This window comes from Aeromonas sp. 604443 (assembly GCF_049170315.1).
GTDB classification, from domain to species: domain Bacteria; phylum Pseudomonadota; class Gammaproteobacteria; order Enterobacterales; family Aeromonadaceae; genus Aeromonas; species Aeromonas veronii_A.
This window is the reverse complement of record NZ_JAAKMI010000007.1, coordinates 16,368-32,360: the sequence shown is the minus strand read 5'-3', so window position 1 is coordinate 32,360 and position 15,993 is coordinate 16,368. Positions and strand designations below refer to the sequence as shown.

At 55.6% G+C, this 15,993-nt stretch carries 17 protein-coding genes; 6 read left to right on the top strand and 11 right to left on the bottom strand.

Translation table 11 applies throughout. The annotated features are described in order from the left end of the window. Positions 1-15: 15 nt before the first annotated feature. On the bottom strand, positions 16-1,014 hold the full coding sequence (locus tag G5380_RS11540) for a BMP family lipoprotein (RefSeq protein WP_005340803.1): 999 nt from the start codon (positions 1,012-1,014) through the stop codon (positions 16-18). A gap of 507 nt (positions 1,015-1,521) precedes the next feature. Between G5380_RS11540 and uvrD the strand changes: the two genes are divergently transcribed. After that, positions 1,522-3,693 (top strand): DNA helicase II, encoded by a 2,172-nt coding sequence (gene uvrD / locus G5380_RS11535; RefSeq protein ID WP_421352760.1) that lies wholly within the window; start codon positions 1,522-1,524, stop codon positions 3,691-3,693. Between the two features lie 180 nt (positions 3,694-3,873). After that, positions 3,874-4,833, top strand: a complete 960-nt coding sequence (locus G5380_RS11530; protein ID WP_421352759.1) for a hypothetical protein — start codon at positions 3,874-3,876, stop codon at positions 4,831-4,833. 91 nt (positions 4,834-4,924) lie between these two features. Here G5380_RS11530 and G5380_RS11525 read toward each other — a convergent pair whose 3' ends face one another. Together G5380_RS11525 and G5380_RS11520 are read right to left on the bottom strand one after the other, a co-directional pair. Continuing rightward, a complete protein-coding gene (locus G5380_RS11525; protein ID WP_421209195.1) occupies positions 4,925-5,455 on the bottom strand; it encodes an REP-associated tyrosine transposase in 531 nt (176 codons plus the stop codon). A gap of 210 nt (positions 5,456-5,665) precedes the next feature. Beyond that, positions 5,666-6,103 carry a DUF2846 domain-containing protein gene (locus tag G5380_RS11520; RefSeq protein ID WP_346215095.1) on the bottom strand — a complete coding sequence of 146 codons (438 nt, stop codon included), beginning with the start codon at positions 6,101-6,103 and terminating at the stop codon, positions 5,666-5,668. A 42-nt stretch (positions 6,104-6,145) separates the two neighbouring features. Between G5380_RS11520 and G5380_RS11515 the strand changes: the two genes are divergently transcribed. Next, on the top strand, positions 6,146-6,277 hold the full coding sequence (locus tag G5380_RS11515) for a hypothetical protein (protein WP_421209194.1): 132 nt from the start codon (positions 6,146-6,148) through the stop codon (positions 6,275-6,277). Positions 6,278-6,308: 31 nt separating this feature from the next. Here the strand turns inward: G5380_RS11515 and ydfZ are convergent, their stop codons facing one another. Further along, the gene (gene ydfZ / locus G5380_RS11510) at positions 6,309-6,506 is read right to left on the bottom strand and encodes a putative selenium delivery protein YdfZ (protein ID WP_005342516.1); all 198 of its coding nucleotides are present in this window, start codon (positions 6,504-6,506) and stop codon (positions 6,309-6,311) included. A gap of 310 nt (positions 6,507-6,816) precedes the next feature. Here ydfZ and G5380_RS11505 point away from each other — a divergent pair, with 310 nt between their 5' ends. Further along, complete coding sequence (locus tag G5380_RS11505) at positions 6,817-7,317, top strand: DUF1993 domain-containing protein (RefSeq protein WP_213387864.1); 501 nt, start codon at positions 6,817-6,819, stop codon at positions 7,315-7,317. Between the two features lie 101 nt (positions 7,318-7,418). On the opposite strand, the gene G5380_RS11500 is transcribed toward G5380_RS11505, so the two are convergent. The 7 genes from G5380_RS11500 to G5380_RS11470 form a co-directional block, all read right to left on the bottom strand. Further along, on the bottom strand, positions 7,419-7,931 hold the full coding sequence (locus G5380_RS11500) for a cupin domain-containing protein (protein WP_421209192.1): 513 nt from the start codon (positions 7,929-7,931) through the stop codon (positions 7,419-7,421). Between the two features lie 125 nt (positions 7,932-8,056). Beyond that, entirely contained in the window at positions 8,057-8,419 is a 363-nt protein-coding gene (locus G5380_RS11495; RefSeq protein WP_421209191.1) for a cystatin domain-containing protein, read from the bottom strand. A 100-nt stretch (positions 8,420-8,519) separates the two neighbouring features. Next, positions 8,520-9,176: a DUF3313 domain-containing protein gene (locus tag G5380_RS11490; RefSeq protein ID WP_421209190.1), complete on the bottom strand. Its 657-nt coding sequence runs from the start codon at positions 9,174-9,176 to the stop codon at positions 8,520-8,522. A gap of 390 nt (positions 9,177-9,566) precedes the next feature. Then, positions 9,567-10,697 (bottom strand): ABC transporter substrate-binding protein, encoded by a 1,131-nt coding sequence (locus tag G5380_RS11485; RefSeq protein WP_421348491.1) that lies wholly within the window; start codon positions 10,695-10,697, stop codon positions 9,567-9,569. Positions 10,698-10,754: 57 nt separating this feature from the next. Further along, the gene (locus G5380_RS11480) at positions 10,755-11,390 is read right to left on the bottom strand and encodes a LysE family translocator (RefSeq protein ID WP_421348490.1); all 636 of its coding nucleotides are present in this window, start codon (positions 11,388-11,390) and stop codon (positions 10,755-10,757) included. A gap of 40 nt (positions 11,391-11,430) precedes the next feature. Then, entirely contained in the window at positions 11,431-12,252 is an 822-nt protein-coding gene (locus tag G5380_RS11475; protein WP_005357044.1) for a helix-turn-helix transcriptional regulator, read from the bottom strand. A gap of 198 nt (positions 12,253-12,450) precedes the next feature. Then, the gene (locus tag G5380_RS11470) at positions 12,451-13,662 is read right to left on the bottom strand and encodes a 3-deoxy-D-manno-octulosonic acid transferase (protein WP_421209233.1); all 1,212 of its coding nucleotides are present in this window, start codon (positions 13,660-13,662) and stop codon (positions 12,451-12,453) included. A gap of 236 nt (positions 13,663-13,898) precedes the next feature. Here G5380_RS11470 and G5380_RS11465 point away from each other — a divergent pair, with 236 nt between their 5' ends. Continuing rightward, the gene (locus G5380_RS11465; RefSeq protein WP_421209189.1) at positions 13,899-14,960 is read left to right on the top strand and encodes a glycosyltransferase; all 1,062 of its coding nucleotides are present in this window, start codon (positions 13,899-13,901) and stop codon (positions 14,958-14,960) included. Positions 14,961-15,012: 52 nt separating this feature from the next. Next, the gene (locus G5380_RS11460; protein WP_371167165.1) at positions 15,013-15,990 is read left to right on the top strand and encodes a hypothetical protein; all 978 of its coding nucleotides are present in this window, start codon (positions 15,013-15,015) and stop codon (positions 15,988-15,990) included. Positions 15,991-15,993: the final 3 nt, after the last annotated feature.

Here is a 15,993-nt window from a genome sequence, read left to right as displayed (position 1 = left end):
GTAGCAGCTATCTAATTAGTATTTGCAGGTGTTATCGCTCATGTAGTCATGAACCTTGACCTTGCCAGCGATGATTTCAGCCTTGATGGCATCCACCTTGGCTTTCATTTCCGGGGTGATCAGCTTCTCGTTGTCCTTGTCGAGAGCCCAATCCACACCGCCTTCGGCCAGACCCAGGTTCTTGATACCCGGCTTCCACTCGCCTTTGGCAGCGTCATCCCAGGTCTGGTAAGCGGCCAGACCCACAGACTTGACCATAGAGGTCAGCATGGTGCCCGGTTGCAGGTGGTTCTGGTTGGAGTCCACACCGATGGCGAACTTGCCACTGTCCTTGGCTGCCTGATAGACACCGATACCGGTACCGCCAGCTGCGGCGTAAACCACGTCAGCACCCTTGGCGAACTGGGACTTGGCCAGCTCGGCACCTTTGGCCGGGTCAGCAAACGCGGCAGGGGTGGAGCCCGCCATGTTCTGGAACACTTCGATCTTCGGATTGACGAACTTGGCACCCTGCTCGTAACCGCACTGGAATTTGCGGATCAGCGGGATATCCATGCCGCCCACGAAGCCGACCTTGCCGCTCTTGGAAGCGATGGCTGCCAGTGCGCCCACCAAGAAGGAACCTTCATGCTCCTTGAAGATGACGGACTGGACGTTCGGCTTGTCGACCACCATGTCGATGATGGTGAACTGGGTTTTCGGGAATTCGGTCGCAACCTTCTCTACCGCAGAACCCATGTTGAAACCGACCGCCACGATCGGGCCGTTGCCACGGCTGGCCAGACGACGCAGACCCTGCTCGCGCTGGGCTTCGTTCTGGGGTTCAAACTCTTTAACCTTGACGCCCTTGTCCTTGTTGTAGAGCTCGACGCCGTTACGGAACACGGCTTCGTTGAATGATTTGTCATACTTGCCCGCGGTGTCATAAATGACGGCTGGCTCGGAAGCAGCCTGAGCAGAGAGAGCAGCGAGAGTGAGGGAGGCCACGGTGGCCAGCTTGAGCACTTTAGTCACGATCGTATCCTTGATTGTTATTAAGTGAGGGAACTTGCTTGCCTGTCAGAGCAGGCTATCTAGCACGCAGGCTTACTCTAAGTCAGCCCCGATGCGGGTCAAGCAAATGATAAGGGAAAAACGTTTGCGTTAACGGTTTGAATTCTAAGCAAATAACCTTATAAGCAGTTGTTTTTTAGCTACTTTTCAGTTTTTTATGCTAACAACCAAAAGACCCAAACGACATTTCTCTTATTGTTCATCAAGTTACTGTAAACCGTTTTCCCCTGTTATTCATCCAGCCCCCCGGCAAGCCCGTGATCCGGCTCGCAAAATCCCCACAAACCGCGCGAGCAAGGATTGGCTACAGCTGGAGACCTCCCCGTCCCGTTCTCTCTGCGTCAGCCAAAAATGGCCGCACCGGCGCCCTTGCAAGTCCCCATCTCGCCCCTCCCCCCGAGTTTGGATTTGGTCTGGCAGGGGGGATGGCCGTATAATCCCCGCCTGTATAAATAAACAGGAGTGGTGATGGACGTTTCAACCCTGCTCGACGGGCTCAACGACAAGCAAAGAGATGCCGTTGCGGCGCCCCGCAGCAACCTGCTGGTGCTGGCCGGTGCCGGCTCGGGCAAGACCCGGGTGCTGGTGCACCGTATCGCCTGGCTGATGCAGGTGGAACGCTGTTCACCCTTCTCCATCATCGCGGTCACCTTTACCAACAAGGCGGCGGCCGAGATGCGCGGCCGGGTCGAAAAAGTGATCGGCGACGGCGTGCGCGGCATGTGGATCGGCACCTTCCACGGTATCGCCCACCGATTGCTGCGGGCCCACCATCTGGATGCGGGCTTGCCGCAGGATTTCCAGATCCTCGACTCCGACGACCAGTACCGGCTCATTCGCCGGGTGCTCAAGGCGCTCAACCTCGACGAGAAGCACTGGGCCCCGCGCGCCGTGATGGGCTACATCAACGGCAAGAAAGATGAAGGCTTGCGCCCCGGCGACATCGACCTCTACGGCGACCCCGTCACCCGCACCTATCAGCAGACCTACAAGACCTATCAGGAGACCTGCGATCGCTCCGGTCTGGTGGACTTTGCCGAGCTGCTGCTGCGCGCCCACGAGCTGTGGCTCAACAAGCCGCACATCCTCGAGCACTACCGCGACCGCTTCCAGAACATCCTGGTGGACGAGTTTCAGGATACCAACGGCATCCAGTACGCCTGGCTGCGGATGCTGGCGGGCAACAGCGGCAAGGTGATGATCGTCGGCGACGATGACCAGTCCATCTACGGCTGGCGCGGCGCCAAGATCGAGAACATCCAGCGCTTCCTGACCGACTATCAGGGCGCCGAGACCATTCGCCTCGAGCAGAACTACCGCTCCACCGCCAATATCCTCAAGGCCGCCAACAGCGTCATCGCCAACAACGCCGAGCGTCTTGGCAAGGAGCTGTGGACCGAAGGGGCCGAGGGTGAGCCGATTTCGCTCTACGCCGCCTTCAACGAGGTGGACGAAGCGCGCTTCGTGGTCGGCCGCCTCAAGGATTGGAAGGAAAAGGGCGGCCTCTTGGCCGACTGCGCCATCCTCTATCGCTCCAACGCCCAGTCACGGGTGCTGGAAGAGGCGCTGATGCAGGACGCCATGCCCTACCGCATCTACGGCGGCCTGCGCTTCTTCGAGCGGCAAGAGATTAAAGACGCCATGGCCTACCTGCGTCTTATCAACAACCGTGGCGACGACGCCAGCTTCGAGCGGGTGGTCAACACCCCGACCCGCGGCATCGGCGATCGCACCCTCGAGATCCTGCGCGGCAACGCCCGCGATCAGGGGCTCAACCTGTGGCAATCGGCCAAGGCGCTGCTCAACGACAAGGTGCTGACCGGTCGCGCCGGCAATGCGGTGCGCGGCTTTGTCGAGCTGATCGACGCGCTGGAGGAGCAGGTCGCCATGCTGCCGCTGCACCAGCAGGCGGATATCGCCATCCAGAACTCCGGCCTCAAGGCGATGTATCTGGCGGAAAAGGGCGAGAAATCCCAGGCGCGGGTAGAGAACCTGGACGAACTGGTCACCGCCTGCCGCCAGTACCAGCGCCCGGACGAGCTGGAGGATATGAGCGATCTCTCCGCCTTCCTCGCCCACGCGGCGCTGGAATCCGGCGAGAATCAGGCGGACGAATATGCCGATGCGGTGCAGCTGATGACCCTGCACAGTGCCAAGGGGCTGGAGTTCCCGCTGGTGCTGCTGGTCGGCGTCGAGGAAGGGATGTTCCCCAGCCAGCAATCGACCGAGGAGTCGGGCCGGCTGGAGGAGGAGCGCCGTCTCTGTTACGTCGGCATGACCCGCGCCATGGAGAAGCTCTACATCTGTTATGCCGAGAGCCGCCGCATCTACGGCCGCGAGATGTTCCACAAGCCGAGCCGCTTTATCCGCGAGATGCCCGCCGAGTGCCTGGAAGAGATCCGGCTGCGCACTCAGGTCAGCCGCCCCACCCAGTACGGCCGCTTTAGCCAGAACGAGGTGCAGCAGAGCTTCGACGCCAGCGGCATCAAGCTCGGCCAGCGGGTACTCCATCCGAAATTCGGTGAAGGGGTGGTACTCAACTTCGAAGGGGTCGGCCAGCAGAGCCGGGTGCAGATCCAGTTCGACGACGTCGGCGCCAAGTGGCTGGTGACGGCGTATGCCAGATTGGAAGCGCTCTGATTTTTCCCGCCTTTTGATACAACCAACCCGGCTTAGGCCGGGTTGGTTTTTATATGACCCATCGCGACAACTTTAAATACGCGATCGTCCGAATACGCTTCGCTATTCGAACCTACGATGCTGGCATCAGGTTACAACAAGTGTTATTAATGCATTAAAATTAATTACCAGGCAACGCTAATGAATAACGTTTACTTTTTAGGTTTTACACCAAAACCATATGTTTGGGTTGTAGTAGATGCTGATGAGCATTGGTATGACTTTAATGCCAGAAAAAATAAATCTCTTTTTATAAGAGAGGTGGTTTTTGCTGCTGAAGGGAAAGATCTTTCTATAATAGTAACAAGACCGGGTATGGTTTGGATATCAAGCAACACAAAGAGACTAGCAACAACACAAGAGGATGACTTTTTCAAAACTGTTGAATTGCGTAAAAATTTAATTAAGGTCGCTAATGTCTATAACTATCTACTAGCTTTGACATCAAAGGATTACACTTCAGGCTGTGCCACGCCAATTATCCCAATAGAAATCACCATTCATGAAACCATGTGCATGAAATTCTTCGGTGAAAGCGGTCAAAGCCTTGATGAGCCAACAACATTCATCCCGACATGCCCTAATGTAACCTCAGCTATGAATCTTGAGTTCAAAGAATTAGAAAGTCGAGATGGCCAAATTTATGTTGATGCATACAAAAAGGCTTTTGATGTTTTAGAACGTTTAGATGAGAAGGGAATTGAATGCTTAAACATTCTATCAAAATCTGAAAGCGAGTATTTAAATAGTGACTACAGTACCTCATTAATTCTCTCTTGGTTTATCATAGAGCATATCATACTTGATATTTTCTTAAGAGAAGCAAATGGCAACATGAATAAAAATGGGAACTCACCGAAGTTTGATGACATGCTATCAAAAGTACAAAGCACTGCTAACTATCGTGAGTATTCATCTGTTATTGCATTGATAACGCAAGCTAAAAATGCACGAAATGGTTTTGCGCATCGAAATGAGAAAGTGGATAAGGATTCAGCAGAAAAGTCCTTGAATGCAGCATTCGCTTTAGCTTCCTACAAATTAAAGATCGATTTGAAGCACAGTATTTATGTACCCCAGATTCTTTCTTACGGTAGGTAGGACCGTAGGTTCGATTAGCGAAGCGTAATCGGACGATCGCGTAAGACGTTCGCATTATCGGTCGCTTACAACGGAACAACCCTTTTAGGGTTCACTCCAATCCCCCCGATGCCCCATCCACCGACCCACACCACTCCGGCGGATAGATACCGCTCGCCACATAACGATGGAAGGTGGAATACGGCCAATCGGCCACCCGCGTGACATGACCATGCTTGAGCGGGTTGATATGGACGTAATCCATATGGCGGCGGTAATCCTGCTCATCCCGGATCAGATGTTCCCAATAATGGCGTTGCCAGATGCCCCGCTCCCCGTGACGTAACCGCGTCTGGCTGCGCCGCTCATTGACCGGCAAGGCGCGGGAAAAGTGGCTTTTGATCAGCCGCCACCGCAGGGGGAAATCGGTGTCCCCTTCCGGCAAAGAGAGAATGCAGTGGAGATGGTCGGGCAACACCACCCATGCATGAATGGCGAAGGGGTGAGCCTGTTGCACCTTGGCAACGCTGTGGCGCAGCAGGTCGATCTGCTCCACCAGCAACCGGTTGTTACGCCGCTCCAGCAGGTTGACGGTAAAGAACCAGGTTCCTCCGGGCCACCATGCCCGCCGCCAATTGGCCATCCCTTTCCCCTCGTTGAGACCGAAAAGCCAAGCATAGCCTTGCCTCACTTCGATCTGCTTGCGGGCCGTGATGACGCGGATGTTCCATTACGCGATCGTCCGATTACGCTTCGCTAATCGAACCTACATGGACAGGAAATCTGGAACACCCACTTTCGGGCAAAGGCGTAACTGGTGGAGCTACGCCTTGTTTTTGGTGAAAGCCTCTGGTCACTTGACCAACTTGCTCTCCATCACCCCTTGCTTGCCCTCCTCCTCACCGACCTGACTCAGCTTGGAGCGGGCCATCAGCAGGCCCATCTTGACCTCCTGCCATACGTAGTAGTTTTTACCCGCCTCGGTGCTGAGGGTCAGGGTGGCATCGTTCTCCGACTTGGAGGTGATGGTGTGGCTGCCCGGTGTCACCTGCTTGAGGATGTAGGTGTGGGCCACGGTATCGCCGACCGCCATACCATCCACCAGCAGCGGCATTTTCACCGCCGCACCGAAGGTCTCGTTGCGATAGATATAGAGGTTGGCCGCATCCTTGGGGGCTACAAACTGCTTGGCCTGCGCGTCTGCGGTGGCATCGGCCATGGGTACGGAAGCACAACCGGAAAGCAGCGCCGCCGACAGCAGGGCGGCACCCATCATTATTTGCCTGAACATAGTCGTTATTTTTTAGTGGGTTAACGGGATTTAAAGGTTCGCATGAGCCTGCGCTGGCTGACAATCGCTCAAATCGAGCGGGATGTGACCCGGTTCAATTTTTCAGCATTTGGTGGGATGAAGGTGGGGGAAATCAGAAACCCGGCCGCCAGATGGGGCGCGGCGGCCGGGTGAATTGTAAAGAGTAGGGTGACAGGGAAAGGGATCAGCCTAGTCTAATCAACTCGATGGGGGCGTAACGCTCTCCGGAGTTTGCCAGCAGCACGCACTTCTCATGCTCCGCCTGATAGGGGGTCATATTGTCGGTGTGGGCCTCTTTCAGAAAATCGACTGCGCCAGTGGCGGCAATCATGACGCGCTGACCCAGGTTCAGCACATTGCGGTTACGGTCATAGATCTTCATCTCATTCTCCTTTTCTTGTGTCCTGGCGGATGCGCAGGCGCGTGTCCAGGACAACGCATTCAGCCTACGCCCCTGAAAAAAGGTGATTTATGTCACAGATCAAAAAAGGGGTGATAAGGGACTCACAGGCTCAAAAAGCGAGCGCTGCCCCTTGGCCAACGGTTGTCGCGCGAAGTAGCGCTGCCCTGCCGTTTTCATCGTGGTAGGCTCGAACCCGGCAGCGGTTGGGGTATATTGGTGGCCGATTAGCCAGTCTCATTCACCGTGGCCGCACACGCGGGCCGCTGTTTCAACAAGATGGAGAGTGCTCATGAATCGCGATATCACCGCCCAGTTTATCAAGATGCTGACCAACCTCGACCACTGTCTGGTCAAGGCCGAGGCTCACGCCGCGGCGAAGCAGTTCAACGTGGAGAACTTCTTCGGCGAGCGGCTGATCGTCGATATGCTGCCGCTGTCCAAGCAAGTGCTGATCTGCTGCGATTCGGCCCGCGCCGTGGTGGCCACCGCCAGCCACAGCGAGCTGCCGGTGCTGGGAGATGACCCCAAAACCATGGCCGATCTGCGCGCCCACATCGGCAAGACCATCAGCTATCTGCAAGGCAAGCTGGACGCGGACTACAGCCAGTACGCCAGCGGCCGTTACGTGCCCCACTGGGCGGGCGGCAAGGGGATGGATGGCCATACCTGCGTCCATGAGTACGGCATTCCCAACTTCTACTTCCACCTCACCATGGCCTACGCCCTGCTGCGCCGCGCCGGGGTCGATCTCGGCAAGCGTGACTATCTGGGCGGGCTCAACCTGCAATAAGCGCGGCACGCCACAGGCGGCAAACAGATAGCAAAAGCCTGCCACGCGGCAGGCTTTTTTATGTCGGGTGGTACGGGGCTGGTGCGCAGAAAGGCTGCGCCCTAGAAGGGGCCATTGCTCTCGCGCAGCTTGTCGGGCAGGCCGTCGTGACCACCCAATTCACGCTCGGGCACGTCATCCCAGTGCAGCTTGCCGAGGGTGATATTGCGCTCGGGATGCACGGCGTAGTGGATGCGGTTGTCCTCCCGATCGGTATCGCCAATGCAAAGCAGCCTGACGATCTCCTCGGTGTTGTTGATAAAGGCGTGGGCCAGCCCGTCACCGGCCTTGAAACCCACCGAATCCCCCGGTTGCAGCCGATAGAGGACACCATCGAGCCAGACATCCGGCGTCCCCTCCAGCACGTGAACAAACTCATCTTCGGTCTTCTCGGCATGGGGCCAGCTGGTGCGATGGCCGGGCTCGACGATCTCGTGGTGAATTCCGATGCGGCTAAAGCCGAAGTGCTTGCCGAGGGCGCAGCCGCGGGAAAGGGGCTCCTGACTGCCGGAGTAATAGCGCGGCGTCTGCTCTTGCAGCTCGCTCCAGTGTTTGATGCAGGGGTGGCGATTCATAGTGGTTCCTTTTCTATGAGGATGCAGTCACGGGAAGGGTCATCCTGACTGTCAGAATGCGGGGAGAACAGCAGAAATTTTCTGGTCAGATGAGCCCCTCTGACGAGGGGCTCAACAAGCAGGAATTACTTGGCCTTGACGCAAGGCAAGGGAGGAAGCTCGCCCTGTGCAGCCGGGCGGGTCATCTGGTAGTTGCCGGCAAGATCCCGATAGACACGGGTGTTCCACACCTCTCCGTTGTCGAGCTGGAACTCGATGTCGTAGTTGACCCCGGAGACCACCTGGCTGCGCACCTCGCGGATGCTCTGCAGCTTGGCGGCCGTGTTCATGCGAGCCAGCACGCTGGCCAACGCAGCCTCCCCTTCAGCATTGGGCAACGTCTGACTCTGCCAGCCACCCGCCATCGGTGCACACTCAGGCGTGGGTGACGAGGTGCTGCAGGCACTCAACAGGCCAGCAACAAGGATGGTTAACAACACGCGTTTCATATCATTTTCTCCTGCCTGCAAAATGACCACCTTATCAACATCTTGCCATTATTGCAGCCCAAAAGGCTCCCGCTGCGCCCCGCTTGGACGCGCCAGTCGATCAGCGCCCCAGATTGTCCGCCAGCTGTTTGGCACGGCTGGCCGCCCACTGGTCGATCATCTTCTCCATCTCCCCGGCGGTGATGGGCTCATCCTTGTGGGTGCTGTCCGTGCTCTCACGGGCATCCATCACCCGTACCAGCAGCTTGCCGCTCCGGGAGTCGAGCAGCTGGGCCATGCTGCCCACCTTGAGCAGATAAGGCTCCTTGCCGATCACTTCGCGGGTGACGTTGATGGCGATCTTGGCGGGCAGCAGGTCACGCAGCTTGGGGTCGGGGCGGGTCAGGTCGAAGTTGGTGACAGCGGCCTGGATCCGCATCACTTTCGGGCCGGGGGCGGTGGCGATCTTGACGCCCTGCTTGATCAGCTCGCTCTGGAACTTGTCGTGGTAGTAGCGGCCAATCTGGTTCTGTTCGTTGGCGGTCAGCAGATACCACTGACCGTTCTCCTGCCGGATAAACTGCAGCGGATCGAGCAGCACCTCATTGTATTGGCGCAGGTCAACGCCCGGCTCCTTGTAGACGCGCTGATTGGGGTTGCTCTCGCTCTGCTGGAAGGCAGTCAGCGGGATCGCCTGCAAGCTGTGGGATACCTGATTCTTGACGGCGCAGCCACCCAGCAGGGCCGCAGCCACGGCAACCATCACGACCTTTTTCATATTTGCTCCTGCATTTTACTGTTTGTTTTTGCTGTGGATTTCGCACCACATGGCTGGAGAACCCGTGCCGGATGCCGCCAATGTCACAGAGAAATAACCTATTCATCACCTTCCCACAAGCAACAGATCAGGATTGTTCAGCTCACATCCAAGTTGTCACAATTGCGGCACTTTTGTACAAGGTCAGCCAGGGTATGAGCGGCAATCTGGCGAGGGTTCGGTTGTTTAATCCGGCTAAATGGGATTGCGGAAAGCGCGCAGTTTTTTCAAACGATGGGGGCCAACGAGCGGCGTGGGTTGAATGGGGGAATGCTCTGGAACGCGCGATGACCGATCATCAGCCATCTTGCGCAAACTGGCCTGCCGCCGGAGAAGCGGCAGGCTCATTCATCAGTTATCGAGATCCCAGGGGCACTGCTTGACCAGCCACTCTTTGCCGCTGGCGACGATCGCCTGCTGCACCATCCGTTTGTAGCGATTCTTGATATGGGCGGGCAACGCGGGCACCAGCAGCCGCTCGTCAAACTCCGGCAGCGGGCGATCCGGCAGCACCTCCTGCTCCTGCGGGCTGAGGGCCGGCTGGGAGGCAATATTGCTAGCCGAGATGGTGGGCGTGCCCACCAGCATCTGGCGTTGCAGCGGCGCGCTCAGCAGAAAATCCACCAGCAGGTAGGCGGCCTTGAGCCGTGCAGGATCATCCCCGACATGGCGGGCGATGGAGATCGCATCGAGGGCATAGATGGCCCCCTCCTGCACCATGGCGATCCGCCACTGCTGATCGTTCTGCTTGTTGCACTCCACCAGCTCCAGCCCCCAGGTGGTGGCAAAGGTCTGCTGGCGCAGATCCTCACAGCGGTTGACCTGATTGAACCAGAAGCCGCGACTGGCTTGCAGCCGCTGCGAGAGCTGCTGCTCCACCTCTTGCTGCAAGGTCTTGTCGGCCAGCATCTCGCCGCTGGCAAACAGGGCGGGCGACTTGCCCAGCGAGAGCAGCACCGAAAAGAGCAGCGGCTCGAACTGGTCGCAGAACTCGGCAAACTGACCCGGCGGCGAGCTGTTGGCGAGCACCTGCCAACTGGTGGGCGCTTGCGGCACCTGCTTGCTGTCATAGGCGAGGCTGAACATGGCGTAGGAGAAGGGCACCGAGTAGTTGCGCTCCCCCTGCTTGTCATACTCGGTGTTCTTGAGGGCAGGCTTCACCTCGGCGTAGTGCTGCAGGCGGCTGAAATCGATGGGGAGCAGCAGCTTGAACAGCGGCTGGTGATGGGCCTTGTAGAAGTAGCTGGTCGGCAGCACCACATCGGCGCTGCGAGTGCGCAGGGCGCGGTATACGCTGTCGAAATCGGTCAGCAGCGGCTCGATCCGGCTGACCGTCGCCTCCACCCCATGGGCTTTGGCGTAGTCGGCAAACTGTTGTTCATAACCCGCAGGCAGATAGCCCCACTCCAGCAATTTGAGCTGAACCGGGGCCGCCAGCGCCGGGGTCATCCCCAACAACCAGCAAAAAGGCAGTAGACGCATGGCCGGGTACTCCTGACAGGTAAACCTTGTTGGAGTATAGGCCCATGCGCCGACTCGTCAGACCATTAGCTCGGCGCCCATGCTCGCCAGAATGGAGAGGCTGACCACCGCAAACAGCACGCCGGTCACCAGATTGAGTGGTCGCTGTACCCGCAGCAGCAGGCGCTGGGCACGATCGGTGGAGAGGCTCCACGCCAGCAGCCCGAACCAGCAGAGGGAAATGATGAAGAGCTCGCCCACCAGCAGGCTGCGGGTCATTCCGTCCACCTCTGGCGTCACCATGGCGGCCAGCAGACCGATAAAGAACACCAGCGCCTTGGGGTTGAGCAGGTTGGTGGCAAGGCCAGTGCGCACGCCCCTGCCCCAGCCGCGCAGCTCGTTGGCGGCGCTCTGCATCACGGTGCTGCTCTGCTGGCGAGCCGCCATCAGGGCTCCCCACCCCAACCAGCCCAGATAGAGGACGCCGCAGCACTTGATCACCATAAACAGCAGCGGGTGACTGGCGATCAGCATGCTGATCCCGGTCAGGCTCAAGGTGGCGTGCACCATGATCGCCAGCGAGATGCCCAGCGCCGCGCCAAGGGCGGTCGGCCGGTGCAGGCTGGTGCGCAGGATCAGGGCGAAATCGGGGCCGGGGCTGGCCAGTGCAATCAGGTGCATCAGGCCGAGGGTAACGAACAGACTGGTCAGCATAACAACTCTCGCTTTAACGACGGAGAGCCAGCATGACGGATCAGCGGGGGGCGCGGCTTGTAAAAGATTGCATCTGGGCACGAAATTCGGCGGGCGTCAGACCGAATGCCTGGCGAAAGCCGTGGTGGAAGTGACTCTGATCGAAGAAGCCGACCGCCAGCGCCACCTCGCTCACCGCCATCCCGCTCGCCAGCAGCCGCTTGCCCTGCTCCAGCCGTAGCCGTTTCAGCCAGGCGTAGGGGGTCATGCCGCTGCGTTTCTTGAACTGGCGCAGGAAGGCGAAGCGATCGAGCCCGAGCAGCCCCGCCAGCTCTTCCAGCGAGTGGGGCTCGTCGAGGGCGGCCATCAGGTAGTCGCGCAGGAATCGTAACTGAGGATCCGCCAGCTGGTGTACCTCGGGGGCCAGATGCAGCAGCTCCCCCAGCAGGGCAAGCAGCTGGCTCTCGATCAGCAGGCCATCGGCCTTGGGGTTGTCGAGATAGCCGTGCAGCTGGGCAAAGCCCTGATAGAGGTCGGGGCGGCTCTGCAATCCCTTGTCGAAGAAGGGTTCCGGCTGCTCCGGCAGCCAGAGCGCCAGCTGCTGCGGATCGATGGCAAAGACCCGCACCTCATACCCTTCCGGCAGCAGGCTGAGGCCGTCGTGCACCTCGTCCGGGTTAACGGTAGAGAGCACCCCGCGCACCAGATGGTGGCTATTTCCCTTGTGGATAAACTTCTGGCCACCCCGCTGCACCAGCCCGATATGGTAGTCGAGATGTACATGGCGGCCATAGCTGAACGCCCTGTGGTGGGAGTGCGACAGCTCGACCCCCGGCAGGTGCGGGGATTGCCAGTAGCGGATGAGGGAATCGGTGGTATTCATGGGTTATAGATACACCGCAAACAAGCTGAAAGCTTGTAGATTATTGCATTCCGGCTATGCCTTTGCAGCTGGTGCAATGGCAACCAAAGCAGGTCGGCTACGCCACCAGCGATAACCGGCAACCACAACCCGCTTATTGAGCTACGGAAAAAGCAAAGGGAGGCATTACGCCTCCCTTCGACTGATCACACAACCCAGTTACTTGGGTTGCAGCTTCATCTCCTGCAAATACTCCTGCACCTGCTGCTTGTAGTCCGCCTGATAGGAGAACTTGGTGCTGTCGCTCGCCGCAATCAGGTTCACAGCGGTGCAGAACAGGGTGGCTGCCAGCAGCCCCTTGCCAACCCACTGAGGATGGTTGCGGCTCCAGCTAACCAGCAACAGCAGGATCGGGAACAGGGCATAGGGGAATATCAGCATCAGGTGCCAATAGTTAAAGATGATGGGCGAGAGCGCCGCACTCACCAGCACAGCCAATACGGCCGCCAGCGCATAGAGGCCGAGCCAGCTCGTGCCGTCCACTGATGCACGGTCGCTGCGCAGCAGACGCGGCTTGAGATCCCGCCACAGTTGCCAGTTGGCCTTGGCCGCCAGCAACACGGTGGCAGAGCCCACCCCGTAGATCACCACCCGCCACAGCCAGACTGCTGTCATCTGCAAATATTCATGACCCGCCAGCCAGATGAACTGGGTGTCGTTGACCAGCTTGCTGGCAAACAGCCAGGAGCCGTAACGCAGCCAGTAGATCACCGATTTCAGCACCGGATAGACATGCACCAGCCCCCATCCGATATAGCGCTGACGCGCTTCGGGATCGACGTTCTGGGTGATATGGCTGTTGCTCATCACTTCCATGGCGTAAGGGATCAGAGATGCACCGATCAGCAGGGCTGCGACCACCGCCCCGCTCCAGCTCACCTTGAGGATTCGGCGCCAGAAGAGGTAGGTGGAGATCACAGCCAGCAACGGCCAGGAGTAGTGCAACTGCATCGCCATACCGATAGCCAGCAGATGAACAATCATGTGCCAGAAGGAGGCCCGATCGCGCATATGCCAGGCCGACCAGCAGTGCATGGCCGAGAAGAGGAAGAGATAGGAGGGGTTGTAGAGCAAACTCTCATACTGGAACCAGGGGTTGAGCCAGCAGAGCACCAGAAACAGCAACCGCGCATTGCCCTTCGATACGGGGTCAACAAACACCTGGCGGATAACCGCATCAAATAGCAGAAAACCGACCAACCGCATCACCAGCAGCAACACCATGGGGGCATAGGGAGAATCCCACAGTAGCAGCGGCCCACCAATCAGCCAGGCCGACAAGCTCCCCGGCACATTGCCCACCGCACTCGCCGCATTGCCATAGCTGAGCCAGACCCCCTCATAGGCTCCAAGGTAACCCTTGTAGAGCATCTGGGTCTGGTCGCCGGTGAGGAGCTGATTAACAGAAAACAACCAGGAGAGCAGCAGCCCGGCAAATATACAGGCCGCGAATAATGCGTTATGGTAGCGCCCACTAAGACCAATCATTGATCCACACCTATTGAAAAAATTGCTAACGACTTTAACAGTTGCCACCTGATTTTGCTCGTTTACGATTCACATTTTTAGTAGATTTACCAGTCAGTTATGAGACCCGCGGAGCAGTTATGACCCCACCAGTTAAAAAGTTTTTATTCATTGTTGAAGACTTGTATGGTGGTGGTGCGGAAAAGGTTCTGCTCAATACCGCATCCTTGCTAAAAGATGCAGGTGTCGATGTTACCTTGTTTACCTTGCGGGAAAAAATAGACCATACGCTACCTGACAACATTCACCCGATTAATCTTGGCATTGTCACAAAGCTGACTAAAGCCATATCCAATGTTGCGGTTGAAAAAATACAAGCATCTCTGATCTTGAAAAAAGTCCAAGAGATCTCGCCTGACGTAATTATCTCATGCTCATGTGACAAAATTACCAGACACCTGCCTGATACACTGAATATTTATTACTGGATCCACGGAAATGTCACCGGCTTTGCCAAAGACAATGCCAAAGGATATGAAAAATTCAAGCGTTTCTATAATGGCAAGAAACTGATCTGCGTATCTCGTGGCATCGCGGACGACATTTTGCACAATGTAAGAGCCACACCAAAATCGTGTCAGGTTATCTACAATCCGTTTGATATCGAGAAAATTCAGGCGTTGGCCGATGAGCCTTTCAACAAGCCATTTGAAAAGTATTTTATCCATGTCGGCACCTTCGAAGAACGAAAACGCCACGATCGTCTCTTGCAGGCATATCAGCTAAGCGGCGTTGCTACGCCACTCGTTCTGATGGGCAAAGGGGAGCGACGCCCTCACATTGAAGCCATGATCGAGGAGATGAACCTTGCCAGCAAGGTGAAGATCATCGACTTTCAGAAGAACCCCTACCCCTATATCAAAGCCGCTCAGGCGCTCATCCTGACATCCGATGCTGAAGGGCTGCCAACAGTGCTTATTGAAGCACTCATCTGCCATACCCCGGTGATCAGCGTGGATTGCCCGTCTGGACCGGCAGAAATTCTTACTGGGCCACTGCAAGATAACCTTTGCGCCCTTTTTGACATTCCCAAAATAGCGCAAAAAATATCTCGTATGGATATTGATAAAATGCATATACCAGATCATTTTTACAGCCCATTCTCTAGTACAGAGACCATAAAATCATTTATGTCACTTTAGTTTATTAAATTTAATGAAATAACATTGCAATGTCATTTTGAGAGCTAATCCAATGAATATCCTATTAATAGGTATTGATAACGCAGGGCTCATTACCCCGATAGTTGAAGAGATGCGACAACAAGGACACGTGGTTACATTTATTGAGAATGGAGAAATATCTAGATATGATTACCTGCACCCAGTAGAGAGAATATCAAACTTAATTTCAAAGGCTCTGTTTAAAAGAAATTTAAAACAAGAAAGAAGCTGGCTGTCGACCACCCAGTTTTTGAATGGTTTTACAAAAAACCGCCACTTTGATATCACTATCCTCACTAATCCTGATATTTACACGGCAGAACATCTGACACAGCTCAAAAAATGCACCAACAGGATGATTTGCCACCTGTGGGACAGTACTCTCAGAATGCCAAATAATATCAAAAACATTTCACTTTTTGATAAAGTTTTGAGCTTTGATCCGCAAGATGTTAAAAAATATGGCTTTACACCAGTAACTAACTACTATAAAAAGAATTTAACCCCACTCCAACCAAACAGAAACTATGATGGTGATGTGTTTGGTATTTTTAGCTTTGATCGTGAACGCTACGCCTTTATAACTGCATTTCTGGATGCTAACCCAGACTTAAAAATTAAAATCATGATTTATGTTGATCACCACCGAAAGATCAAAAAAATAAGAGACAAGAGAATCGAAATAATTACCAAGCCAATTACTGGTGATGAACTATTGGCAATCTCATCGGCTTATCACTGTATTCTTGATATAGGATACCAGTCACAAAAAGGCTTGTCTTTTAGATTCTTTGAGTCTCTTGCCTATGAACAAAAGATAATATCAAATAACAATACCGCAGAGACATTTCCGTTCTTTCATCCCAACAATATATTTTGCATAACAGATACAGATCTAAAAGTCTCACCTGACTTTTTAACGATCCCTTATCATCACATATCTGACGATATAAAGAATCAATACAGACTAGATATATGGGTAAATAAATACATAAAGGCGATGCTTTAATTT

Coding starts and splice junctions, on each gene's coding strand:
- uvrD (WP_421352760.1), top strand. CDS start 1,522: ATGGACGTTTCAACCCTGCTCGACGGGCTCAACGACAAGCAAAGAGAT.
- G5380_RS11530 (WP_421352759.1), top strand. CDS start 3,874: ATGAATAACGTTTACTTTTTAGGTTTTACACCAAAACCATATGTTTGG.
- G5380_RS11525 (WP_421209195.1), bottom strand. CDS start 5,455: ATGGCCAATTGGCGGCGGGCATGGTGGCCCGGAGGAACCTGGTTCTTT.
- G5380_RS11520 (WP_346215095.1), bottom strand. CDS start 6,103: ATGTTCAGGCAAATAATGATGGGTGCCGCCCTGCTGTCGGCGGCGCTG.
- G5380_RS11515 (WP_421209194.1), top strand. CDS start 6,146: ATGAGCCTGCGCTGGCTGACAATCGCTCAAATCGAGCGGGATGTGACC.
- ydfZ (WP_005342516.1), bottom strand. CDS start 6,506: ATGAAGATCTATGACCGTAACCGCAATGTGCTGAACCTGGGTCAGCGC.
- G5380_RS11505 (WP_213387864.1), top strand. CDS start 6,817: ATGAATCGCGATATCACCGCCCAGTTTATCAAGATGCTGACCAACCTC.
- G5380_RS11500 (WP_421209192.1), bottom strand. CDS start 7,931: ATGAATCGCCACCCCTGCATCAAACACTGGAGCGAGCTGCAAGAGCAG.
- G5380_RS11495 (WP_421209191.1), bottom strand. CDS start 8,419: ATGAAACGCGTGTTGTTAACCATCCTTGTTGCTGGCCTGTTGAGTGCC.
- G5380_RS11490 (WP_421209190.1), bottom strand. CDS start 9,176: ATGAAAAAGGTCGTGATGGTTGCCGTGGCTGCGGCCCTGCTGGGTGGC.
- G5380_RS11485 (WP_421348491.1), bottom strand. CDS start 10,697: ATGCGTCTACTGCCTTTTTGCTGGTTGTTGGGGATGACCCCGGCGCTG.
- G5380_RS11480 (WP_421348490.1), bottom strand. CDS start 11,390: ATGCTGACCAGTCTGTTCGTTACCCTCGGCCTGATGCACCTGATTGCA.
- G5380_RS11475 (WP_005357044.1), bottom strand. CDS start 12,252: ATGAATACCACCGATTCCCTCATCCGCTACTGGCAATCCCCGCACCTG.
- G5380_RS11470 (WP_421209233.1), bottom strand. CDS start 13,662: ATGCTCTACAAGGGTTACCTTGGAGCCTATGAGGGGGTCTGGCTCAGC.
- G5380_RS11465 (WP_421209189.1), top strand. CDS start 13,899: ATGACCCCACCAGTTAAAAAGTTTTTATTCATTGTTGAAGACTTGTAT.
- G5380_RS11460 (WP_371167165.1), top strand. CDS start 15,013: ATGAATATCCTATTAATAGGTATTGATAACGCAGGGCTCATTACCCCG.